Annotated in this window: 21 protein-coding genes; 6 read left to right on the plus strand and 15 right to left on the minus strand. The window is 63.5% G+C overall.

Features of this window, described 5'->3' with window-relative positions; translation table 11 throughout:
• The first annotated feature begins 235 nt into the window (after positions 1 to 235).
• A complete protein-coding gene (locus ACKLLE_RS23195) occupies positions 236 to 508 on the plus strand; it encodes a hypothetical protein (protein WP_009406411.1) in 273 nt (90 codons plus the stop codon).
• Here the strand turns inward: ACKLLE_RS23195 and ACKLLE_RS23200 are convergent.
• Positions 496 to 714 carry a hypothetical protein gene (locus ACKLLE_RS23200; RefSeq protein WP_009406412.1) on the minus strand — a complete coding sequence of 73 codons (219 nt, stop codon included), beginning with the start codon at positions 712 to 714 and terminating at the stop codon, positions 496 to 498. The genes ACKLLE_RS23195 and ACKLLE_RS23200 overlap by 13 nt on opposite strands.
• 169 nt (positions 715 to 883) lie before the next feature.
• On the opposite strand from ACKLLE_RS23200, the gene ACKLLE_RS23205 reads away from it, so the two are divergent.
• Complete coding sequence (locus tag ACKLLE_RS23205; RefSeq protein WP_009406413.1) at positions 884 to 1,396, plus strand: ferritin-like domain-containing protein; 513 nt, start codon at positions 884 to 886, stop codon at positions 1,394 to 1,396.
• Positions 1,397 to 1,439: 43 nt separating this feature from the next.
• Here the strand turns inward: ACKLLE_RS23205 and ACKLLE_RS23210 are convergent, their stop codons facing one another.
• Together ACKLLE_RS23210 and ACKLLE_RS23215 are read right to left on the minus strand one after the other, a co-directional pair.
• Positions 1,440 to 2,315: a manganese catalase family protein gene (locus ACKLLE_RS23210; protein ID WP_009406414.1), complete on the minus strand. Its 876-nt coding sequence runs from the start codon at positions 2,313 to 2,315 to the stop codon at positions 1,440 to 1,442.
• A gap of 92 nt (positions 2,316 to 2,407) precedes the next feature.
• Positions 2,408 to 2,764 (minus strand): con-10 family general stress protein, encoded by a 357-nt coding sequence (locus tag ACKLLE_RS23215; RefSeq protein ID WP_420059175.1) that lies wholly within the window; start codon positions 2,762 to 2,764, stop codon positions 2,408 to 2,410.
• Positions 2,765 to 3,099: 335 nt separating this feature from the next.
• On the opposite strand from ACKLLE_RS23215, the gene ACKLLE_RS23220 reads away from it, so the two are divergent.
• A complete protein-coding gene (locus ACKLLE_RS23220; protein ID WP_420059176.1) occupies positions 3,100 to 3,405 on the plus strand; it encodes a hypothetical protein in 306 nt (101 codons plus the stop codon).
• Between the two features lie 44 nt (positions 3,406 to 3,449).
• Here the strand turns inward: ACKLLE_RS23220 and ACKLLE_RS23225 are convergent, their stop codons facing one another.
• Positions 3,450 to 3,746: a DUF6555 family protein gene (locus ACKLLE_RS23225; RefSeq protein ID WP_009406423.1), complete on the minus strand. Its 297-nt coding sequence runs from the start codon at positions 3,744 to 3,746 to the stop codon at positions 3,450 to 3,452.
• Between the two features lie 222 nt (positions 3,747 to 3,968).
• On the opposite strand from ACKLLE_RS23225, the gene ACKLLE_RS23230 reads away from it, so the two are divergent.
• Positions 3,969 to 4,898 (plus strand): LysR family transcriptional regulator, encoded by a 930-nt coding sequence (locus tag ACKLLE_RS23230; protein WP_420059177.1) that lies wholly within the window; start codon positions 3,969 to 3,971, stop codon positions 4,896 to 4,898.
• Here ACKLLE_RS23230 and ACKLLE_RS23235 read toward each other — a convergent pair whose 3' ends face one another.
• Entirely contained in the window at positions 4,899 to 6,086 is a 1,188-nt protein-coding gene (locus ACKLLE_RS23235; protein WP_420059178.1) for an MFS transporter, read from the minus strand. It abuts the gene before it with no gap.
• A 227-nt stretch (positions 6,087 to 6,313) separates the two neighbouring features.
• Here ACKLLE_RS23235 and ACKLLE_RS23240 point away from each other — a divergent pair, with 227 nt between their 5' ends.
• Together ACKLLE_RS23240 and ACKLLE_RS23245 are read left to right on the plus strand one after the other, a co-directional pair.
• On the plus strand, positions 6,314 to 6,484 hold the full coding sequence (locus tag ACKLLE_RS23240) for a DUF2986 domain-containing protein (RefSeq protein WP_420059179.1): 171 nt from the start codon (positions 6,314 to 6,316) through the stop codon (positions 6,482 to 6,484).
• Positions 6,485 to 6,597: 113 nt separating this feature from the next.
• The gene (locus ACKLLE_RS23245) at positions 6,598 to 8,223 is read left to right on the plus strand and encodes a TonB-dependent siderophore receptor (protein ID WP_420059180.1); all 1,626 of its coding nucleotides are present in this window, start codon (positions 6,598 to 6,600) and stop codon (positions 8,221 to 8,223) included.
• A gap of 180 nt (positions 8,224 to 8,403) precedes the next feature.
• Here ACKLLE_RS23245 and ACKLLE_RS23250 read toward each other — a convergent pair whose 3' ends face one another.
• From ACKLLE_RS23250 to metE, 10 genes are all read right to left on the minus strand, one after another.
• On the minus strand, positions 8,404 to 8,646 hold the full coding sequence (locus tag ACKLLE_RS23250) for a hypothetical protein (protein WP_064304008.1): 243 nt from the start codon (positions 8,644 to 8,646) through the stop codon (positions 8,404 to 8,406).
• A 351-nt stretch (positions 8,647 to 8,997) separates the two neighbouring features.
• The gene (locus tag ACKLLE_RS23255) at positions 8,998 to 9,621 is read right to left on the minus strand and encodes a glutathione S-transferase family protein (RefSeq protein ID WP_420059181.1); all 624 of its coding nucleotides are present in this window, start codon (positions 9,619 to 9,621) and stop codon (positions 8,998 to 9,000) included.
• A 93-nt stretch (positions 9,622 to 9,714) separates the two neighbouring features.
• Positions 9,715 to 12,198, minus strand: coding sequence for a TonB-dependent siderophore receptor (locus tag ACKLLE_RS23260; protein WP_420059182.1), 2,484 nt, complete (start codon positions 12,196 to 12,198; stop codon positions 9,715 to 9,717).
• 125 nt (positions 12,199 to 12,323) lie between these two features.
• A complete protein-coding gene (locus tag ACKLLE_RS23265) occupies positions 12,324 to 13,286 on the minus strand; it encodes a FecR domain-containing protein (RefSeq protein ID WP_420059183.1) in 963 nt (320 codons plus the stop codon).
• The gene (locus ACKLLE_RS23270; protein WP_420059184.1) at positions 13,283 to 13,798 is read right to left on the minus strand and encodes a sigma-70 family RNA polymerase sigma factor; all 516 of its coding nucleotides are present in this window, start codon (positions 13,796 to 13,798) and stop codon (positions 13,283 to 13,285) included. The genes ACKLLE_RS23265 and ACKLLE_RS23270 overlap by 4 nt, the downstream gene beginning before the upstream one ends.
• Before the next feature lie 342 nt (positions 13,799 to 14,140).
• A complete protein-coding gene (locus tag ACKLLE_RS23275) occupies positions 14,141 to 15,499 on the minus strand; it encodes an 8-oxoguanine deaminase (protein ID WP_420059185.1) in 1,359 nt (452 codons plus the stop codon).
• 336 nt (positions 15,500 to 15,835) lie between these two features.
• Positions 15,836 to 16,312, minus strand: coding sequence for a surface-adhesin E family protein (locus ACKLLE_RS23280; protein ID WP_420059186.1), 477 nt, complete (start codon positions 16,310 to 16,312; stop codon positions 15,836 to 15,838).
• Positions 16,309 to 16,953, minus strand: coding sequence for a hypothetical protein (locus ACKLLE_RS23285; RefSeq protein WP_420059187.1), 645 nt, complete (start codon positions 16,951 to 16,953; stop codon positions 16,309 to 16,311). The genes ACKLLE_RS23280 and ACKLLE_RS23285 overlap by 4 nt, the downstream gene beginning before the upstream one ends.
• A gap of 29 nt (positions 16,954 to 16,982) precedes the next feature.
• The gene (locus ACKLLE_RS23290; RefSeq protein WP_420059188.1) at positions 16,983 to 17,345 is read right to left on the minus strand and encodes an ASCH domain-containing protein; all 363 of its coding nucleotides are present in this window, start codon (positions 17,343 to 17,345) and stop codon (positions 16,983 to 16,985) included.
• An 82-nt stretch (positions 17,346 to 17,427) separates the two neighbouring features.
• On the minus strand, positions 17,428 to 19,716 hold the full coding sequence (gene metE, locus ACKLLE_RS23295) for a 5-methyltetrahydropteroyltriglutamate--homocysteine S-methyltransferase (RefSeq protein WP_420059189.1): 2,289 nt from the start codon (positions 19,714 to 19,716) through the stop codon (positions 17,428 to 17,430).
• Positions 19,717 to 19,808 lie beyond the last annotated feature (92 nt).

The raw sequence follows: 19,808 nt of genomic DNA on the forward strand, positions 1-19,808 counted from the left end.
CAAATGTGGGAGCCGGCGTTGCCGGCGATGCGCCGCGCGGGCGGCGCTCGATCTCGAGGACGCCAGAAAACTCATGACAAGCACCTGCCAGCCCTGATGCGATCTACTGACGGGTCTTCTTACCTCAAAAGATGTGTAGATACCCATCAGCGAAGAGCCGAACGACCGCTGGCGTACTCGCGTTGAACCCCGTCCTCGCCACGGTGCTCCACCCTGTAGGTAGAGGAGGACGGCGATGAATGCAATCGATGAGTCGGTGTGGTGCACAAGCAATGGGGCCCGAGCCCTGGATGCCTGGTTTGCGATCTACGACGACCATCGCTTGCGCCGCGAGCGTCCGGACGACTACCACGATGAGCTGCTAAGACGTGCCGACGAGATGGACCGCCAGGGGCTGGTCGGCTGGCAGCAATGGCGCGACCTCAGGACCCTGGCCGATCGCAGTTACCTGCGGGCCGTGGCGGGAGACGACTTCGTCGCTCCCGCTGCGTCGTGTCACGGCTGTTGATAGTGGCCTGGCGTGGTGCCGGGCTCGTGGTCATGTTCCAGGCGTTGCACCTGCACATCGCTGAACGAGGCCGCATCGCCGCGCTGCAGGCCCTGCAAGTGGGCGGCGGCCTGTTCGGGCGTCAGGGTTTCCTCCTCGCTGTACAGCTCGCAGGTGCCGGGCTGGTTGTTCTGGATATAGCTGATCAGGAAAAGATGCCGGGCCATTTCGCTTGCCTCCTGGGGTGAGTGGGGTTGCCGTTCGAGGGCGCCACGGCCCTGCAGGTTCAGCCTTTTCGATGACCGGGGCGCACGGTTACCGCCTGTCGTTGTCAAGGACCTGCGCGCCTGGCCAGGCCTCTCAATTACTCCACCCATGGAAACAGGAGTCTTCCTTATGACCACCACACCACAGGAACACCTGCTGGACTGGCTGCGTGATGCCCATGCCATGGAGCAGCAGGCCGAAAGCATGCTCAAGGCCCAGGCCGAGCGCCTGGAACACTACCCATTGCTCAAGACCCGGATCGTCAAGCACATCGAGGAAACCCGCGGCCAGCAACGCCAGTTGGTGGGCTGTATCGAACGCCTGGGCGGCAGCACCTCGACCCTCAAGGACCTGGCGGGCAAGTTGATGGCTTTCGCTCAGGGCGTAGGTGGCATGACCATGAGCGACGAGGTGGTCAAGGGCGCCATGGCCGGTTACGTGTTCGAGAATCTGGAAATCGCCAGCTACACCGTGTTGATCGAAGCCGCCGAGGCGGCGGGAGACGTGGCCACCGCCGAGGTCTGCCGCTCGATCATCAAGGAGGAGATCGCCATGGCCGACTGGCTGAGGGAACACCTGCCGGAAGTGACCCGGGCCTTCCTTGAACGTTCGGCCGATCCGGATGCCGAGGCCAAGCGCTAAGCAGAAAAAAACCGCGCCGGGCCCCAGGGCCCGGCGCGGTTTTTTACGCCTCGTCGTTATTGACCTTGCCAAGATCAGCCGCGGTGATCGGCTGCGCATTGGGGTTGGACATGGTCCTGAGCTTCATGCTTTCGAGGGTGCTTGCGGAAAAATCGTCCAGTTCAACCGAGGCCGAACCGTCGCCACCATCCACCGCCGGTTGCGGCTCTTCCACGTATACCCAGTCTTCGCCCTCGTTCCACGGCCCGCGCATTTCGCCGCCGCTGGAGAGGTTGAAGTAGGTCCGGTTGAATTCCGGATGGCCGGGCAGCTTGCCTTGCGGGAAGTTCGGCTGGATCGAGTGCAGGGCCTTTTCGAAGGACTGCTGGTGGGCGATTTCCCGGCTCATGAGAAAGCCCAGTGCATCCTTGATGCCTGGATCGTCGGTGACGTTGATCAGGCGCTCGTAGACGATCTTGGCCCGGGCCTCGGCAGCGATGTTCGAACGCAGGTCGGCGGTCGGTTCGCCGATGGTGTCGATATAGGCCGCCGTCCACGGCACACCGGCGGAATTCACCAACGGTGCCCCGGCGCCGTACAGCAGGCTGGTGATGTGCGAGTCATTGCCTGCGCCGGTCAACGAGCGATACAGCTCGCCTTCCGCTTCCACCCCCTCGGCAAGCCGGCCCTTGGCGCCCTTGTTGAGCATCACCACGATGGAGCCGATGACTTCCAGGTGGCTCAGTTCCTCGGTGGCGATATCGAACAGCATGTCCTTGCGTCCTGGGTCATCCTCGCTGACCGCCTGGGTGAAGTAGCGCATCGCTGCGGCGAGTTCGCCCTGGGGGCCACCGAACTGTTCCAGCAGCAGGTTGGCCAATGCCGGATCCGGTGCGCTGACGCGCACGGTGTACTGCAATCGCTTGTTGTGCATGAACATGGGATTTTTCCTCGGCGAGCAGCCGGGGCGATTGCCGCCCCGGCAGGTTTACACGGTCTTGCAAGCTTCACTACCTACGCTTCAAGCACCGGTCAGCGATTGTCGTCATCGCTTTTGCGGCCACCGCCATGACTGTGCTGGCCGCCGACCCGTCCGGCCTCGGAGGCTTTCTCACGGTCGTTGGCGAAATTGCCACCGGAGGCCTGTCCGCCTTTGTGGCCGGCTTCGGAGGCACGCTGCGGGTCATTCTTGAAGTTGCCGCCGGAGACCTGGCCGCCTTTATGGCCGGCTTCGGAAGCACGCTCCGGGTCGTTCTTGAAATTGCCGCCGGAGGCCTGGCCACCTTTGTGGCCCGCCTCGGAAGCCTTCTCGCGGTCATTGGCGAAGTTGCCCGGGTTGGTATTGGCGTTGCCGCCCTGGTTGTCGCGTTTGTCCTGATTGTCAGCCATGATCTTTCACCTCGTATCTGTCACACAGGTTGGTCTGTGTTCAGTAATGACCGAGGGCAAGCGGCGAGGGTTTTTACTGTGTTCGACACTAGTGGACGAAGTGCATTAAGAGCATCAAGGCTAATTGCAGGGACCTTTTCGAATGCATGACCAATAGTTGGCGTGCGAGCCTTTATGTATAACTTTCTGAATAAGTTATACAGCGAGCAACTTCAGGTATAACTTTGTTAGGCCCGTCGGTCTGGATTGCCGTTTATTTGCGCAATAAGTTTCCAGTCGCTCAAACAAAGGGCTACTGTGTCGAGTGTCGTTTCATCAAACTTCAGGAGGACCCGATGAGAATTCGAGGAGAGGTATTCTGGGCGTGGGCGGATGCCGGCCTTCACCATCGCTCCTACGACGAAATACTCGATGATGGCAGCCATATTGATGTTCAAGTCAGGCTGTCGCGTACTGGCAATACGCAATTGTTCATCGGCATTTATGCCGCCGAAGGCCAGGCGCTATATGAAGAAGCCTACGATTCGCGTCCTGGCGAATCCATGTCCAAGGCCCTGGCGTTCGGCGTGGTGCATGCCAAGCGCCTGGCCGCGACCCGTCTGGCACGCGGCGGAAGGTACGCCAGCGTGGGGAAGGCTTGAAAGAAAAAGCCCGACCTGAGGTCGGGCTTTTGCTGCGGGCTCCTTCAGTCCGGCAGCGTGCTGGTCTCGGCGAACTTCTTCGGGTCCACGGGTGGTGGCTGGAAGGCCGGTCCGTCCCCGGCCAATCGCCAGCGTACATTCTCCAGGCCATAGCGTTCTGCCATCGGTTTGCTCACTTTCTTGATCTTATGTTGACCGAAACGCGGAATAACGCCTATTCCCGCATCGCAACTTGCCCAATGCCAGGCTTCGGCATTATCCATGCGTTCCAGCCTGATGATGAAAGTGCGAGGTTCGCCGCGCAGTTCATAATCGATTACATACAGTTGGGGTCCCTTCATGGCGATCTCCTTCATCAGATACCGGATACATGGAGAGGCGCGGTTCGGAAAAATTCAATTCAATTGAATGAGTGGAAGTGTTGGGCGGATTTACCCGCTTCACCTAGTGATCCATGTCATTGCCGTTACGCTGGTGATGGGGCGAGTGCGTCGCTCGCTCCGGCGTTGCTTAATGTTTCACCTTGAGCGCTAATAGCGGTTTCACCCGACACTGGACTGCGCATGTTCTCCTCCGAACGGCTCAAGGGCATCGATGTATTCGTCGCCGTTGCCGACCTGGGCAGCTTTACCGCTGCGGCACAACGCTTGAACCTGACCGGCTCCGCCGTGAGCAAAAGCGTGGCGCGCCTGGAAGGGCGCCTGGGCACTCGCCTGTTCAGCCGGACCACCCGCAGCCTGGCGCTGACCGAAGCCGGGCTGACCTTCTACCGCACCTGCACCTCGGTGCTGGCGGACCTGGAGGAAGTCGAGCAGGCCCTGGCCTGTGAGGGCAACGAGCCTCACGGGCGGGTACGGATCGAACTGCCGGCCTCCTACGGTCGCTTGCACGTGCTGCCGTTGATCATGGACTTCCTGCGCCTGCATCCACTGTTGCAGCCACATGTTTCCTTCTCCGACCACTTTGTCGATCCCGTCCAGGAGGGCATCGATATTGTCGTGCGCATCGGCGGTGCGGACGTCTGGCCAGCCAGTCTCGGCCATCGTTATTTCGGTGCCCAGCGCCAGATCTTCTGCGCTTCTCCCGACTACCTGGAACGCCATGGGGTGCCATGCACCGGGCAGGACCTGGAGCAGCATCAGTGCGTGGTCTACGGGCACAGCAACGGGCTGGTCAGCCCCTGGTTCTTCAAGGGGCGCCAACCCGGCGAGATGGAACGTCGGACCATGCAGGCGCGCATCGCGGTGGGCGATGGCGAGGGCGAGGTGGCTGCGGTGCTCGCCGGCCATGGCATTGGCCAGCTACCGACCTGGCTGACCCAGCGGCATGTCGATGCGGGCACCCTGGTCGAGGTGCTGCCGGACCTGGCCCACGATGGCTTGCCGATGCACCTGGTCTGGCTCAAGAGCCGGGAAAACCTGCCGAAGGTCCGCGCCTTGCTCGATTACCTGCTACCGCGCCTGGCTCCCCACGGAACCCGCGCCGAACCCTGATCAGCGTGCTGGATCGAGCCTGCGCACCAGCGGCACCATCAGCAGGGCCAGCAGCGCGACCAGCGCGGCCATATAGCCGATCCATTCGACCCCAAGGGCCGGGATGGTCAGCCCACCGATCACCGCACCGATGCCGATACCGGCGTTCGCGGCAGACACGTTGGTGCTGCCGGCCAGGGCCTGGGCGTGGTTGACCGAAGCCATGACCCGCACCTGGCTGATCGGGTACAGCGCCGTATTGGCGATACCCCAGAGCCCGAGCGCGGCAGCGAACAGCACGCCTGCATGGGCCAATGGGACGATTGCCGCCATGCCGATCGCCAGCAGCGCCAGGAACAGCGCGGTGGCCTTGATCGGCGAGCGGTCCACCGCCTTGCCACCTATCCAGTTGCCCACCAGGCCGATCGCGCCGAAGCCCATCAGCCACCAGCCCACCTGCGCCGCCGGGACCCCTGCGACCCGTTCGAGGATATCGGCGAGGTAGGTGTAGCCGATGAACATGGCGCTGAACACCACGACCGACAGCAGCACGTTCGCCAGGAACAACGGCTCCTTGAAGATCCGTGCCTGTTTCAAGAAATCGACCTTGGCGGTTCGCGCGACGCTGGGGATGCACAGCGTCACCGCCAGCGCCATCAGCAGCGACAGGCCCGCCAGCATCCAGAATGCGCCTCGCCAGCCGATGGCGCTGGCGGCCACCGTGCCCAGCGGGATGCCCAGCAGCATGGCCGCCGAGATGCCGAGGTAGATCCTGGAAATCGCCTGGCCGGCTTTCAACGGGCCCGCCAGATGCCCGGCGGTTTCGCTGGCAGTGCCCCAGAACACCGGCAAGGCCAGCGCCGGGATGATCCGTGCCAGGGCCAGGACCACGAAACTGTCCGAGGCGGCCGCCAGTGCGTTGGACGCGGCGAAGATCAGCAGGATGGCGATGAACAGTTTCTTGCGGTCGACATGGGAGAGGGCGGCGGTCAGCGGCGGGCCGAACAGCATCACGGTGAAGGCGAACAATGTGACCAGTTGTCCGGCCATGGAAATCGAGATGCCCAGGTCCCGGGACAGGGCAGGCAGCAGGCCGACGATGAGGAATTCGGTAGTGACGATCAGGAAGGCTGAAAAGGCGAGTATGGCGATGCTGATCCCGGTGGAGCGGGTAGATGCCAAGCGAGGGACGGGCTGGTGGACGGACATGAACGAGGGGCTCCAATGAACAGCGTCCCAGTCTATTTGTTAAAAGAGGTCTTATTTCTGGTGTTTTTTCTCTTGTTTGAGGAAATGGATTCATTAATTCGTCATTGCTTGAGTGAAGCCACTACCGTAATCGCTGGCTTCACATGACGGAACCCGAACAGGTCCATGGACACGACCCGGCTGACTCCGTACTGTGTGCGACCGCCGTTCCAGCCGAGTACACCGCCATGAATCGTCAAAAAAAGCTCCAGCAACTGTTCAAGGCCAAGGCCAAGAAGGCCAGTGCCAAGCTGGCGCCCAAGAACAGGAACACCTACGTCTCCAAGGCGGACCGGTTGAAGCTGGCGGCCGAGTCCAGTGAAGAGGTGAGTGCTACCCAGGCCAGCGAATCCGTTTGACCGGCGACAGTCGTTGGCCGTCCGTCGCTTTCAAGGCAACCCGCCGACGATGGGCTACATTTGGCCTACCGATGCCGGCTGAGGGAGTGTCACGCTGAGAAGGGCTGTTCAGCATGGGAGCCAGGCATTCGTTTACGACTGCCACGCAAGTGACTCCAGAACAAGGCGATGGCTCGCTGCGCGGGCGGATGGTCGCCGCCCATGAAGACCAGGATTACTTCTACGATACCGCCGAAAGCCGCAAGAACGTGCTCTACGGCATCCTCGAGTACGACCTCGGCGACCGCACCACGGTGGCGGCCGGCGCCAGTGTCGAAGACCTGCACGCCGTGCCGTTCTTCAGCGGCCTGCCGCGCAACAAGGACGGCAGTGCGGTGAACGCCGGGCGCTCGACCTTCACCGGCGCCGACTGGAACACATGGAACAACAAGCAGACCACCTACTTCGCCGACATCACCCATGACTTCAACGATGACTGGCGGCTGAAGGCCTCCGGTAGCTACATGCGCGAAACCAACTACATCCTCTACAGTTTCGGGCGCGGGGCGGTCGATCCGGCGACGGGCGACGGCATGCGTTCCCGGGCCTACCTGTACGACTTCGAGAACATCAACAAGGGTGCCGATATCAACCTCACCGGCAAATGGCGGGCGTTCGACCTGGAGCACGAGGTGGTGCTGGGGGCCAACGCCAGCGACCTGCAAACCGACGACCTGCAAGGCGGTCTGCTCAATCTGGGGGCGATCAACCTCTACGATCCGGTCTCGCCGCCGCGGCCGACCCTGGAGCAGTTGCTGGGCACCACCTATGCCGGGACGTCCAAGGGCAAGATCAGCCAGAACGGTATCTATGGCGTGGCGCGCTACAAGCTGGCGGAGCCGCTGACCCTGGTGCTGGGAGGGCGCAGCAGCAACTACCGCTACGACTATGACCTGCACCGTTTCAACGCCGCCTCGCCGGACCCCGCCCGGTCGCGGGAGAGCGGCGAGTTCACGCCCTACGGCGGTCTGATCTACGCGCTCAACGATCAGTGGTCCACCTATGTCAGCTACGCCGATATCTTCAAGCCGCAGACCGAGTTGACCGCACAGAGCACCACCCTCAAGCCGATCACCGGCTCCAACTACGAGCTCGGGTTGAAGGGCGAACTGCTCGACGGGCGAGTGAACACCAGCTTTGCGCTGTTCCGCGTCGAACAGGAAAACCGCGCCCAGGTGACCAATAACCCGGCGTGCAACAACGATTGCTATGTCGCCGGGGGCAAGGTCCGGGCGCAGGGCTTCGATGCCGAGGTCAGCGGCGAGGTGCTGGCGGGGCTGCAACTGTTCGCCGGGTACACCTACACCACCACCGAGTACCTCAACGACCCGAACGATGACGTGTCCACGGCCGGTTCCACCTTCAACAGCTACACGCCGCGGCACCTGCTGCGCTTCTGGGCGGACTACAACCTGCCGGGCCGACTGGAGCAATGGACGGTGGGAGGCGGGGCGAATATCCAGAGCGGCAACTACCACACCAACTTCGGCGGCACCGACGGCGTGGGGGATATCGAGCAGGCGGGGTATGCGGTGTGGAATGCGCGGTTGGCGTACCGGATCGACAAGCACTTCAGCGTGGCGCTCAACGGCAACAACCTGTTCGACAAGAAGTACTACTCGACGATTGGCTGGCTGCATGCGGCGAACCACTACGGCGATCCGCGCAACTACACGGTGACCTTGCGGGCTGATTTCTGATTCGGACCAGCTTGCCGCAGGCGTCCGCCCAGCCTTTCAGGCTGCGCTGTCGCGTAGAGAACAGGTTCGAAAGCACGACGCGTACCCTGTGGGAGCGGGTTCACCCGCGATTGCTATGGTGAATTCACTACCGCAATCGCGGGTGAACCCGCTCCCACAGGGTACGCGTTTTGCTGCTTTCTACACCTCGATGGTAACCGGTGAGGCCGACAACGCCACGCCCAGCAGGGCTTTGGCAATCCTCATTTCCAGCAGGATGCTGCTCAGTCTGGCTTCGTTGCGCGGAGTGGGCGTGTCAGGCAGTGAGCCTGCGCCGTGGATGGCTTTTTCGAGATGCTCGGCAGCCCTGGCGATGGCTTCGTTGTGGTAGAGGCCGGGGCCGACGCAGAGGACGGGAGGTGGATCGGGAACGACTTTCTTCATGGCATTTCTCCTATTTTCATCGGAGTCGCCAGACGTCGCTGCTAAACGAAGGGTGGCGACCGTGCGTGGGTTAGCAGACCGAGGCATAGGAGAAACCCGGCGCACCCGAAGGTGCCCGCACGCACAGCCGCCATGAAAGGAAACTGTTGGTCTTCTATGCATTCGGACTGCTAAGTCCGTGTCGTCGATTTGCGACGACCGACGAAGACTAGGCACCGTTTCCACCAGACGCAACCAGTTGGCAGGGCTGGGGAGTATGCTTGGGAAATTGCCTACAAGAAAGTCGGAAGTCGGGGAAGTTTCGCCCTCAAATGCAACATCTTTTTCCGACGCATTCGAGGGACGCGGGTTTCAAGGCGTGCCGTTTCGTCCGTGCAGCAGGTACCCGCTGCGTTCGCTCAGTCGCTCGTAGTACTCGCTCACCGCCGGCAGGTGCGGCCGCTCGAAGGGCGTTCCGAACCAGCGGTTGACCGACAGCCCCACGGGGATGTCGGCCAGGGTGAAGCGTTCGCCAGCGACGAAGGCGCCCGTACGGGCCAGTTGCTGGTCGAGGATGCCCATGTACCGCGACCATTCCGCCTGCCCGGCGGCAAGCGCCTCGGGCGATTGATGCAAGGGCGAATGGCGCACCAGCGACATGAAGGTGTAGCTCCACGACCGGTTGAGATCGGACGCCTGCCAGTCGATCCATTGATCGACCCGGGCCCGGGCCTGCGCCTCCAGCGGATACAGGGCTTCTTCGCCATAGCGGGTGGCCAGGTAGCGGATGATGCTGTTGGATTCCCACAGGATGAAATCGCCGTCCTGGATCACCGGGATCATGGCGTTGGGATTGAGGGCCAGGTATTCCGGAGTATCGAGGGCCCGGAAGCCCGAGCCCCAATCTTCGCGCTCGAAAGGAAGGCCGATTTCGGCGCAGGTCCAGAGGACCTTGCGCACGTTGATGGAGGTGGCTTTGCCTAGAATCCGTAGCATTTGTTCGTCCTTGTACAGGGAGCGGCCATCATCCATGGTGGCGATTTGTTGGTCAATGTGCAGGACGTGAAACCAGTAAGTTGCAGGTCGCGGTCAAAACGCTCCCTGCACCGTGACCATGAAATTCCGCGGTTCCCCGTAGTAGTTCCCCCATCCCGGTGCACCGATGGTGGCGTAGTACTTCTTGTCGAACAGGTTGTTGCCGTTCAGCGCCACCGTCCAATTCTGGTCGACGCGATATTGCACGCGGCCACTCCACAGGGTGTAGCCCGGCTGTTCGATCTTCAGGGTGCGGTTGTAGCGCGAGTTCTCGCTCTGGCTGCTGACCCCGGCACCGAGGCTCCAGCGTTCCAGCGCGCCGTCGAGCTGGTAATCACCCCAGACCCGCAGCATGTGCCTCGGTACGAAGCTGGAACTGAAGGTCAGGTCGTTGCTGTCGACCTCGTTGATGCTCTTGAGGAATTTGGTCTGGGTGTAGGTGTAGCCGGCCAGCACTTGCAGGCGCTCGACCGGCGAGCCGCTGATTTCCGCCTCGAAGCCCTGGGCGCGGACCTTGCCGTTGTCGGTGTAGCAATACTGGTCGCCGGAGCCCATGCAGGTGCCGACATAGTCGGTTTCGGCACGATGCTCCTCGATGGTCCGGAACAGGTTGAACGCGGTATTCAGTTCGCCATTGAACAGCTCGCCCTTGATACCGATCTCGTAGTTGGCACCGGTCTTGGGTTGCAGCGTCTGGCCGTCGGCGGTGACCTTGTTGCTTTGTGGCTGGAAGATATCCGCATAGCTGGCGTAGGCGGTCCACTGCTCGTTCAGGTCATACAGCACCGCGGCGAACGGGGTGACCTGGCCGTTTTCCTGGCTGCGGTTGGGCACCCAGTAGTCATAGGCCTGGGTATAGGAGTCGCTGTGGTTGCGGTACCAACTGACCCGGCCTCCGAGCACCAGGGTCAGCGGCTCGGCCAGCTTCAGGCGCACATTGGCGTAGGTGCCGAACTGGCGGGTGAGGGAGTCGGTCGGCACGCTGCCGCCCCGGGTCGGGTTGACCAGGTAATCGGCCTTGGAGGGATGAGGGAAGTCCGACGACGGATCGAACGGGTTCTGCGAGCCGCTCAGGCGCATCAGGGCAAAGTAGTCGTGGTTCTTCTGGCGGCTGGCGTTCATCCCGACGATGACCTCGTGCTCCAGGCCGAAGGCGCGGAATTTGCCGTCGAGGTAGGTATCGAAGCCGTAGTCGGTCTGGTCGTAGTCGAAGCGCCCGGCGTAGCGGCCCATGGCGGCAGTGCTGGCGCCCACGGCAACGGCACCCTCGGAGTAGCCGTATTCGATGTCCTGGTCGTTATGGGTATAGACCGAGGCGAAGTTCAGCGACCAGTCGTCGTTGAAGCGGTGCTTGAGGTCGGCGAAGCCGGTGATGCGCTGGCTTTGCAGGTCGTTCCAGCTGGCGCCGAGGCAGGTCGAGCGCGACAGCTTGAGGTCGCTGCCGTCGGCGTAGCGCGGCAGGCCGTGGTAGCAGGGTGAGGCATCGACGTCCTCGTAGGCCAGGCCGAAGCCGAGGGTGGTGTCCGGGCTGATGTCCCAATCGAGTGCGCCGTAAAGCACCTGGTCCTGGCGCTTGGCGTTGTCGTAGAAATACTGGCGGTCCTGCAGGGTGGCCACGGCGCGGCCGCGCACGCTGCCGGATTCGTTCAACGGGCCGCCAACGTCGATCTGGCCGCGGTAATCGTCCCAGCTACCGGCGGACATCGTCAGCTTGGTCGCCGCGGTTTCCAGCCCGCGCTTGCGCACGAAGTTGACGCCGCCAGCGGAGCTGCCCGAGCCCTTGAGCATGCCCGCCGCGCCCTTGAGCACTTCGACCCGGTCATAGAAGGCCATGTCGCTGGAGAAGCTGTTGGCCTGCACATAGTTGCCCCCCACATCCAGCGGCACGCCGTCGTACTGGTACTGGCCATCCATGTTGAAACCGCGGGAGAAGAAGTACTTGCCGCCCATGGGCGAGTCGTAAACGGTGATGCCCGGGGTCTTTTCCAGGACCTTTTCCAGGGTGTTGAGGTTCTGGTCGTCCATCATCCTGCGGGTGATGACGGTCAGCGACTGCGGGGTTTCCTTCAGGGTATGCACGCCCTTGCCGATGGTCACGGCACGGGCGGTGTAGGAGTCGGTGCCTTCGGTGGTGGGGTCGAGGCGCTGGCTGCTGATGGTGGTGGCGTCCAGTTCCATCGAGCCCTGCTCGTTGTGCAAGGGGCGCAGCGCGTAGGAGCCGTTGCTCTGCGGCACCGCTTGCAGGCCGCTGCCTTGCAGGAGGATGGCGAAGCCCTGGTCGACGCTGTAGGTGCCGTCTAGCCCGCCGGACTGACGGCCCTGGAGCAACGCCGCATCGAACGACAGGGCCGTGCCGGACGCCGAGGCAAAGGTGCTGAGGACGGTGGCCAGGCTGCCGGCCGGGATGTGCCAGGATTGCATCGCGCCGGCTTCGGCAGCGTGGGCCAGCCCCGGCAGGCTGAGCGCGCCGAGTGTGCAAAAGCCCAGGCGAATGGCTACGGCTACCGGTGTCAGCAGGCGTGCGTGCGGGTACTTCATGGTGTTCCTCCCCAAATGAAACCGTGCAAAACGGCATCTACTGAGGATTGGCCGAGCAGGGCGGGCAAACAGTGCAACCTGAATCTAAGTATTTTTCGTTCGCATCTTTCGGCGGCAATTCATCCCTATGCCGCCTGTACGCTGACCCAGTAGGCGGTGCGCCGCACGATGCGCAGGCCGAAGCCGCTTTCCAGGGCGGCGAGGGCGCGGTCGGTATCGTCCAGGGGGAAGGCGCCGGAAATCTTCAGGTCGGCGATGGCGGGATCGCAGCGCAGCCAGCCATGGCGATAGCGCGACAGTTCGTCGAGCAGATCGCCGAGGGGGCGCTGGATGGCGATCAGGCTGCCGCTGCGCCAGGAGGCGACGCTGGCATCACTCTGCCAGGGCTCGCCGAGGCGCAGGCGGTCGAAGCGCACTTGTTGCCCGGCTTCGACGCGCATGACGCGCTCACCGGCAGCCGGGCGGACCTCCACGGCTTTCTCCAGCACCGCCACTTCGCAGAACCGGGCTTCGGTCTGCACCGTGAAGCGGGTGCCCAGGGCGCGGACCTGTCCTTGCGCAGTCTCCACCACGAAGGGCCGGGCCAGGCCATCGACCGCCGTCTCCACCAGCAGCCGACCGCTGAGCAGGCGCAGCAAGCGGCGCTCGGCGTCGAAGTGCACGTCCAGGGCGCAATGGCTGTCGAGCAGCACCTGGCTGCCATCGGCCAGGGCCAGGCGGCGTTGTTCGCCCACGGCGGTACGGTGGCTGGCCATCAGCGCCGCGCGCCATTGGCTGTCCCAGCCGTTCCAGCCCACCACGCCGACCCCGGCCAGCAGCAACAACTGGCGCAGGACCCGGCGCCGGGATTCCCGCGCCTGGCGCAGGGCCGAAGCCGCCACATCGCCCGGCACGCCCTCGACCATCTGGCGTATCGACTCGACCTGTTGCCAGGCCCGACGGTGCAGCGGATCGGCGTTGTGCCAGTGCTGCCAGCCGAGACGGTCGGACTCGGTCTCGATACCGGACGACAGGCGCGCATACCACTGCGCCGCACTGCGCAGGGCCGCGCGTTCGGCAGGGTCCAGGGCAGGGCGGGCGCTGCTCACAGCAAGCCCATGCGGATCAGGCAGCAGTGCTCGATGGCCTTGGCCATATGGTTGTTCACCGTGCGCAGGGAGATGCCCTGGCGCTCGGCGATCTTCGGGTAACTCAGGCCTTCGAACTGCGACAGGATGAAGGTCTGGCGCACTTTGTCGCCAAGGCTGTCGAGCATGCGGTCGATTTCCATGAGGGTCTCGAGGACGATGGCCTGGGTTTCCTGGGAAGGCCAGGTTTCCTCGGGCAGGGCGGCGAGGGCTTCCAGGTAACTGTGCTCCAGGGCGCGGCGGCGGAACAGATCGATCATCAGGCCCTTGGCCACGGTACTCAGGTACTGGCGGGGCTGACGAATGTCCGTGGCCTGCCGCGCCTTGAGCACCCGTACGAAGGTGTCCTGGACCAGGTCGGCGGCATCGCTGTGGTTGTCCAGGCGCTTGCGCAACCAGCCACGCAGCCAGCCGCTGTGACTGCTGTACAGATCATGGACGGCGGAGCGCAGGGCGAAATCGTCGACAGACATGGGAAAGAGTCGCTAATGAGAATTTTTTGCAATTTCACCTTTTTGCAGCAGGTTTGGCAATCCCCGGATAAAAGCGGCTGCTTTCGGCGGCCTCCCAGGCTGCGGCGGCTCTCATTGAGCAAGACATAACTATTTGATTTGCAAGGACCTTGTGGGAGCGGGTTCACCCGCGATTGCTATGGTGAATTCACTACAGCAATCGCGGGTAAACCCGCTCCCACAGGGTACGCGTCCTGCTTTAGAACTGTTCTCTGCGCGACTCCCAAAGGATTTGCGGTGCACGCGGTCCCTGTGGGAGCTGGCGTTGCCAGCGATGAGGCCATCAGCGGTAGCGGAGATCTTTTACTCGCCGAGCACCAACTGCCGCGCCAGCCGGTTGTGCCGCTCCAGCACCCGCGGCAGGTCCACCGTGGTGATGCGCCCGTCCTTCACCACCACCCGGCCGTTGATCACGCTGGTATCGACATGGGTCGGGGTGCAGAACACCAGGGCCGCCAGCGGGTCGTGCAGGGCGCCGGCGTAGGCTACATGGCCGAGGTCGAAGGCGACGAAGTCGGCCACCATGCCCGGGGCGAGGGCGCCGATGTCGTTGCGGTTGAGCACCTTGGCGCCGCCCAGGGTGGCGATCTCCAGGGCTTCGCGCGCAGTCATCGCATCCGGACCGAAGCCGACCCGCTGCAACAGCAGGGCCTGGCGCACTTCGCCGATCATGCTGGCGCCATCGTTGGACGCCGAACCATCGACGCCCAGGCCCACCGGTACACCGTGATCGCGCATCTTGCGGATCGGCGCGATGCCCGAGGCCAGGCGCATGTTCGAGCACGGGCAGTGGGCGACCCCGGTGCCGGTGCGGGCGAACAGCTCGATGCCGTGCTGGTCGAGCTGCACGCAGTGGGCGTGCCAGACATCGTGGCCGACCCAGCCCAGGTCTTCGGCGTATTCGGCCGGGGTCATGCCGAATTTTTCGCGGCTGTAGGCGATGTCGTTGACGTTCTCCGCCAGGTGGGTGTGCAGCGAAACCCCATGCTCACGGGCCAGCACGGCGGCTTCGCGCATCAGGTCGCGACTCACCGAGAACGGCGAGCAGGGCGCGACCACGACCCGCAGCATCGAGCCATGGCTGGCATCGTGGTAGTCCTCGATCAGGCGCTGCGACTCCTTGAGAATGTCGCTTTCCTTTTCCACCACCGAGTCCGGCGGCAGGCCGCCCTGGCTGCGGCCGACGCTCATGCTGCCGCGGGCGGCATGGAAGCGCATGCCGATCTCGCCGGCGGCGTGGATGCTGTCGTCGAGCTTGCAGCCGTTGGGGTAGATGTACAGGTGGTCGCTGGACGTGGTGCAGCCCGACAGGATCAGCTCGGCCATGGCGGTCTGGGTCGAGACCGCGATCATCTCCGGGGTCAGCCGGGCCCAGATCGGGTACAGGTTGGTCAGCCAGTTGAACAGTTCGCCATCCTGGGCGGCCGGGACCACGCGGGTCAGGCTCTGGTACATATGGTGGTGGGTGTTGACCAGGCCGGGGATGACCACCTTGCCGGTCATGTCGAGGATCTCGTCGGCCTGTTGCGGCAGCGCGTCGCTGGGGCCGACCTGCTGGATCAGGTTGTCGACGATATACAGGCCGCCACCTTTGATTTCACGGCGTTCGCCGTCCATGGTGACCAGCAGCGTGGCGTTCTTGACCAGTAATGTCTTGGGCATGGGTATTCCTCTCCTGATGGGAGTGCGGTTTCGATGGGATGCCTTGGCGGCGATTCGATCAATGCGAAGGGGGCGAGAAGGCGGTCGGGGCGCGGGGCCTCGATGGGTCCAGGCTTTCGCGAGAACGGAGTTCATCGTCGGCGGCCAGGCGCACGACAAGCGACATCGGGAGAGGGCGCCCGAGTGGTTCGGGCAGGATCAGGTGTTGCATGGTGTCAGACCGTCGCTATACGCATGGGCGATTGCCAATGTCGTAGGCGCCGGAGGATTGTAGTTGTATTTATATTTTTTTGTATACAGTTCCGGCGCTACGGTCCCTGCCGTTGCGCCGGGTGTTCAGTGGCCAGCGGCCCTGAGGCGTTTGGCATCGATCGCGCAGACCAGATTGCGCAGCTCCCCGAGGATCGATTGGCGCTGCAGGGGCTCCCACTGTGGGGTCTCGTCCCTGCGCGCGATCTCTTCGCCGCTGGCGAAATAGTCGGTGAAATAAACCCGGCCGAACTGGGCCGTTTCGTCCCGTTCGCAGTTGATCACCCGCAAGGCGCTCGAACTGCGCACATAGGTCTTGCCAGCGCCGATCTGCTCGGGCTTGCCGTAATTGTGAACCAGGTTGAACTGGCGCAACTGCGGCTTGCCCTGGTAAAGGGCGACGGAGTTGGCCGCGAAGAAAGTGGCCACTTCGGGCGTGGACATGATTTCGAACATGCCCGCAGGCTTGGCCGGCGGGGCAGCCGGCGTCGCTTCGGGTTTCGCCCCGTCATGGGCGCAGCCGGCCAGGAGCAGGGCTGCGGTCAGGCACAGGACAGGTTTCATTGCCCGGCTCCTGGTACGACATCCGGGCGCTCGCGCTGCAGCAACGCGGTATCGATGCTGCCTTGCAGCGAGCACAGCAGGCGGGTCTTGCCGTCCTCGGTGCTGAGCATCAGCAGCTTTTCCGCAGAGCCTGCCGCCGGCGCGATGCCCGATGCCGCGTTCGGGTTGTCCTGCCAGGCGTCACTGCCGCGCGGTTTGATCTGCGGCCGGGAAATGAAATATTCCCCGGCTTCTTCCCAGTGGGCCTGGGGCAGTTTCGCCATGACCTCCTCGCGGCTGGCCACGGTTTCGAAGCCCCAGAAGTAATAGGTACCTTGCGCGCCCAGGTCGAAGGCCCGGTCATACCAGGCGGTCAACGGCAGGCCGTTGTCATCCACGGGATGGGCAAAGGTCAGCAGCGCACCCTCCGGGCTCGTGCGGTCGGCGACCGATATCCAGGCCACGCCGGCCTTGTCGTCCTGGCTCAGCTTCACCTGACGGGCCAGTTCGCCACGTTGGGCATGCAGGTTCTTGAAGAACGAAGGCTGGCATTGCAGCAGCCCTTCGGCCAGGCCGGTCGCCAGCGAGTTGCCGGCCCACAGGCCGAGCAGCAGGGCGAGGGCGGGTTTGATCGTGCGGGGGGAAATGCGGGTCAGTTCCATTGAGACGGATATCCTGGACGGGTGGGAAACTACGGATGCAGGGCCGGGAAATCCACTTCGTAGATGCCTCGCTCGGCCCGCATCGGCACCGGTGCTGTGATCGCCCTCAGGTCGGTGAGTTCCCAGGCGAGCCAGCCTTCTTCGTGATAACTCGCACAGGCCGCCTCGATATCGCCGACTTCGAAGGGGCGAACCGCCTTTACCCGCACGATGGCGACGGCAACTCCATCGTCCTGCTCACCGTCGTTATGCAAAAAGCGCTTGTTCTCGACGATCAGCAGGTCCTCGGAGGGCTCAAGGCCAGGCTGCCAGCGACGGATTTCGAGGGTTTTCTGCCCGCAGGCGATCCTCGTGCCGCCGGGGCTGACGATGGACAGGGCTTTCATGCGCATTCCGGTTATTCCTCCAACGGGCCACCACGGCACTGCTGTCATGCCTGTGTGGCGGCCCGTGCCGGGATGGCGGCAAGGATAACTAGATTTGAACCCGCCTGCGCAGCTCTCGTGCCGCAGCCACCATGTTCACCAGTGCCGCTTCGGTTTCCGGCCAGCCGCGGGTCTTCAGGCCGCAGTCCGGATTGACCCAGAGTCGCTGGGCCGGAATGCGCCGCGCGGCCTTTTCCAGCAGCTTGATCATCTCGTCCTTGCCCGGCACCCGCGGCGAGTGGATGTCGTAGACCCCGGGGCCGATCTCGTTCGGGTAGTCGAACTTCTCGAAGGCGTCGAGCAGTTCCATGTCCGAGCGCGAGGTTTCGATGGTGATCACGTCGGCGTCCATGGCCGCGATCGATTCGATCACGTCATTGAACTCGCTGTAGCACATGTGGGTGTGGATCTGGGTTTCGTCGCGCACGCCAGCGGCACACAGGCGGAAGGCTTCGGTGGCCCATTCCAGGTAATGCCCCCAGGCGCTGCGACGCAGCGGCAGGCCTTCGCGGAAGGCCGCTTCGTCGATCTGCACGATGCGGATGCCCGCGGCTTCCAGGTCCTGCACTTCGTCGCGGATGGCCAGGGCCAGTTGCCGGGCCTGGACCTCGCGGCTCACGTCTTCGCGCGGGAAGGACCACATCAGCATGGTCACCGGGCCGGTCAGCATGCCTTTCATGACCTTGCTGGTCAGGCCCTGGGCATAGCTGATCCAGTCCACGGTCATCGCCTGCGGACGGCTCAGGTCGCCGAAGATCACCGCCGGTTTCACGCAGCGCGAGCCGTAGCTCTGGACCCAGCCGAAGCGGGTGAAGACGTAGCCGTCCAGTTGCTCGGCGAAATACTCGACCATGTCGTTGCGTTCGGCTTCACCGTGCACCAGCACGTCGAGCCCGAGGTTTTCCTGGATTTCCACGGCGTGGCGAATTTCGCTGTGCATGGCTTCGACGTAGTCGGCCTCGGTCAGCCGGCCTTGCTTGAAGGACTGGCGCGCCAGGCGAATGGCGGCGGTCTGCGGGAACGAGCCGATGGTGGTGGTGGGGAACGCGGGCAGGTCGAGGTGGGCGCGCTGTTTGCCGATACGCTGGGCGAACGCCGAATGACGCTGGCTGTCGGCCGGCTTTATCGCTGCCAGGCGAGCCTGCACGGTGGGCTTGTGGATGCGAGGCGAGGCAGCGCGGCTGGCCTGCACGGCGCGGCTCTGCTCCAGCGCACTGCGCACGTCGGCGGCGTCTGGCTGGTCGATGGCCTTGGTCAGCAGGGCGACTTCCCGGCATTTCTGCACGGCGAAGGCCAGCCAGCTTTTCAGTTCGGCATCCAGCTGGTCTTCACGCTCCAGATCCACCGGGCTGTGCAGCAGCGAGCAGGATGGCGCAATCCACAGGCGATCGCCCAGGCGCTCGGCGGCGTGACGCAGCACCTCCAGGGCTTTTTCCAGGTCGCAGCGCCAGACGTTGCGGCCGTTGACCACGCCCAGGGACAGGATCTTGTAGGCCGGCAGGCGGTCGAGGATGGTCGGGTACTGCTCGGGGGCGCGCACCAGGTCGATATGCAGGCCGTCCACCGGCAGGTTGGCGGCCAGGCCGAGATTGTCCTCCAGGCCGCCGAAGTAGGTGGCGACCAGCTTCTTCAGCGGTTCACGCTGGATCAGGTTGTAGACGCGCTCGTAGGCGTTCTTCCAGTCCTGGGGCAGGTCGAGGGCCAGGATCGGTTCGTCGATCTGCACCCATTCCACGCCTTGCGCGGCCAGGCGCTGGAAGATCTGGCCGTACAGCGGCAGCAGGCGGTCCACCAGCTCCAGTTTGTCGAAGTCGCCACCCTTGGCCTTGCCCAGCCACAGGTAGGTCAGTGGCCCCAGCACCACCGGCTTGACCGCATGGCCCAGCGCCAGGGCTTCATCGACTTCCTCGAACAGCTGTTCCCAGCTCAGTTCGAACTGCTGGTCGGCCGTGAATTCGGGGACCAGGTAGTGGTAGTTGGTGTCGAACCACTTGGTCATTTCCTGGGCATGGGCGCCGCAGCACCCTTCGCTGACGCCGCGGGCCATGGCGAACAGGGTGTGCAGGGTCGGCTTGCCGGTGTGGTTGCGGAAGCGCTCGGGGATCACGCCGAAGGTCAGCGAATGGGTCAGGACCTGGTCGTACCAGGCGAAGTCGCCGACCGGCAGCAACTCGATCCCGGCATCCTTCTGCACCTGCCAATGGCTGGCACGCAGCGCGCGGCCCACGGCGCGCAGGCCGGCTTCATCCAGCTCGCCTTTCCAGAAGGCTTCCTGGGCCTTTTTCAGTTCACGGTCGCGTCCGATGCGCGGGAAACCGAGGTTGTGTGCCAGTGCCATGCTGCAATCTCTCCATCGAAAAAATCAGTGGAGGGATTTTCGGGATTGCGCTGTGGTGAGACAAACTCATTTTATTCGCGAAGAACTTTAGG

It is taken from the genome of Pseudomonas bharatica, from assembly GCF_048586865.1.
Classification (GTDB): domain Bacteria; phylum Pseudomonadota; class Gammaproteobacteria; order Pseudomonadales; family Pseudomonadaceae; genus Aquipseudomonas; species Aquipseudomonas bharatica.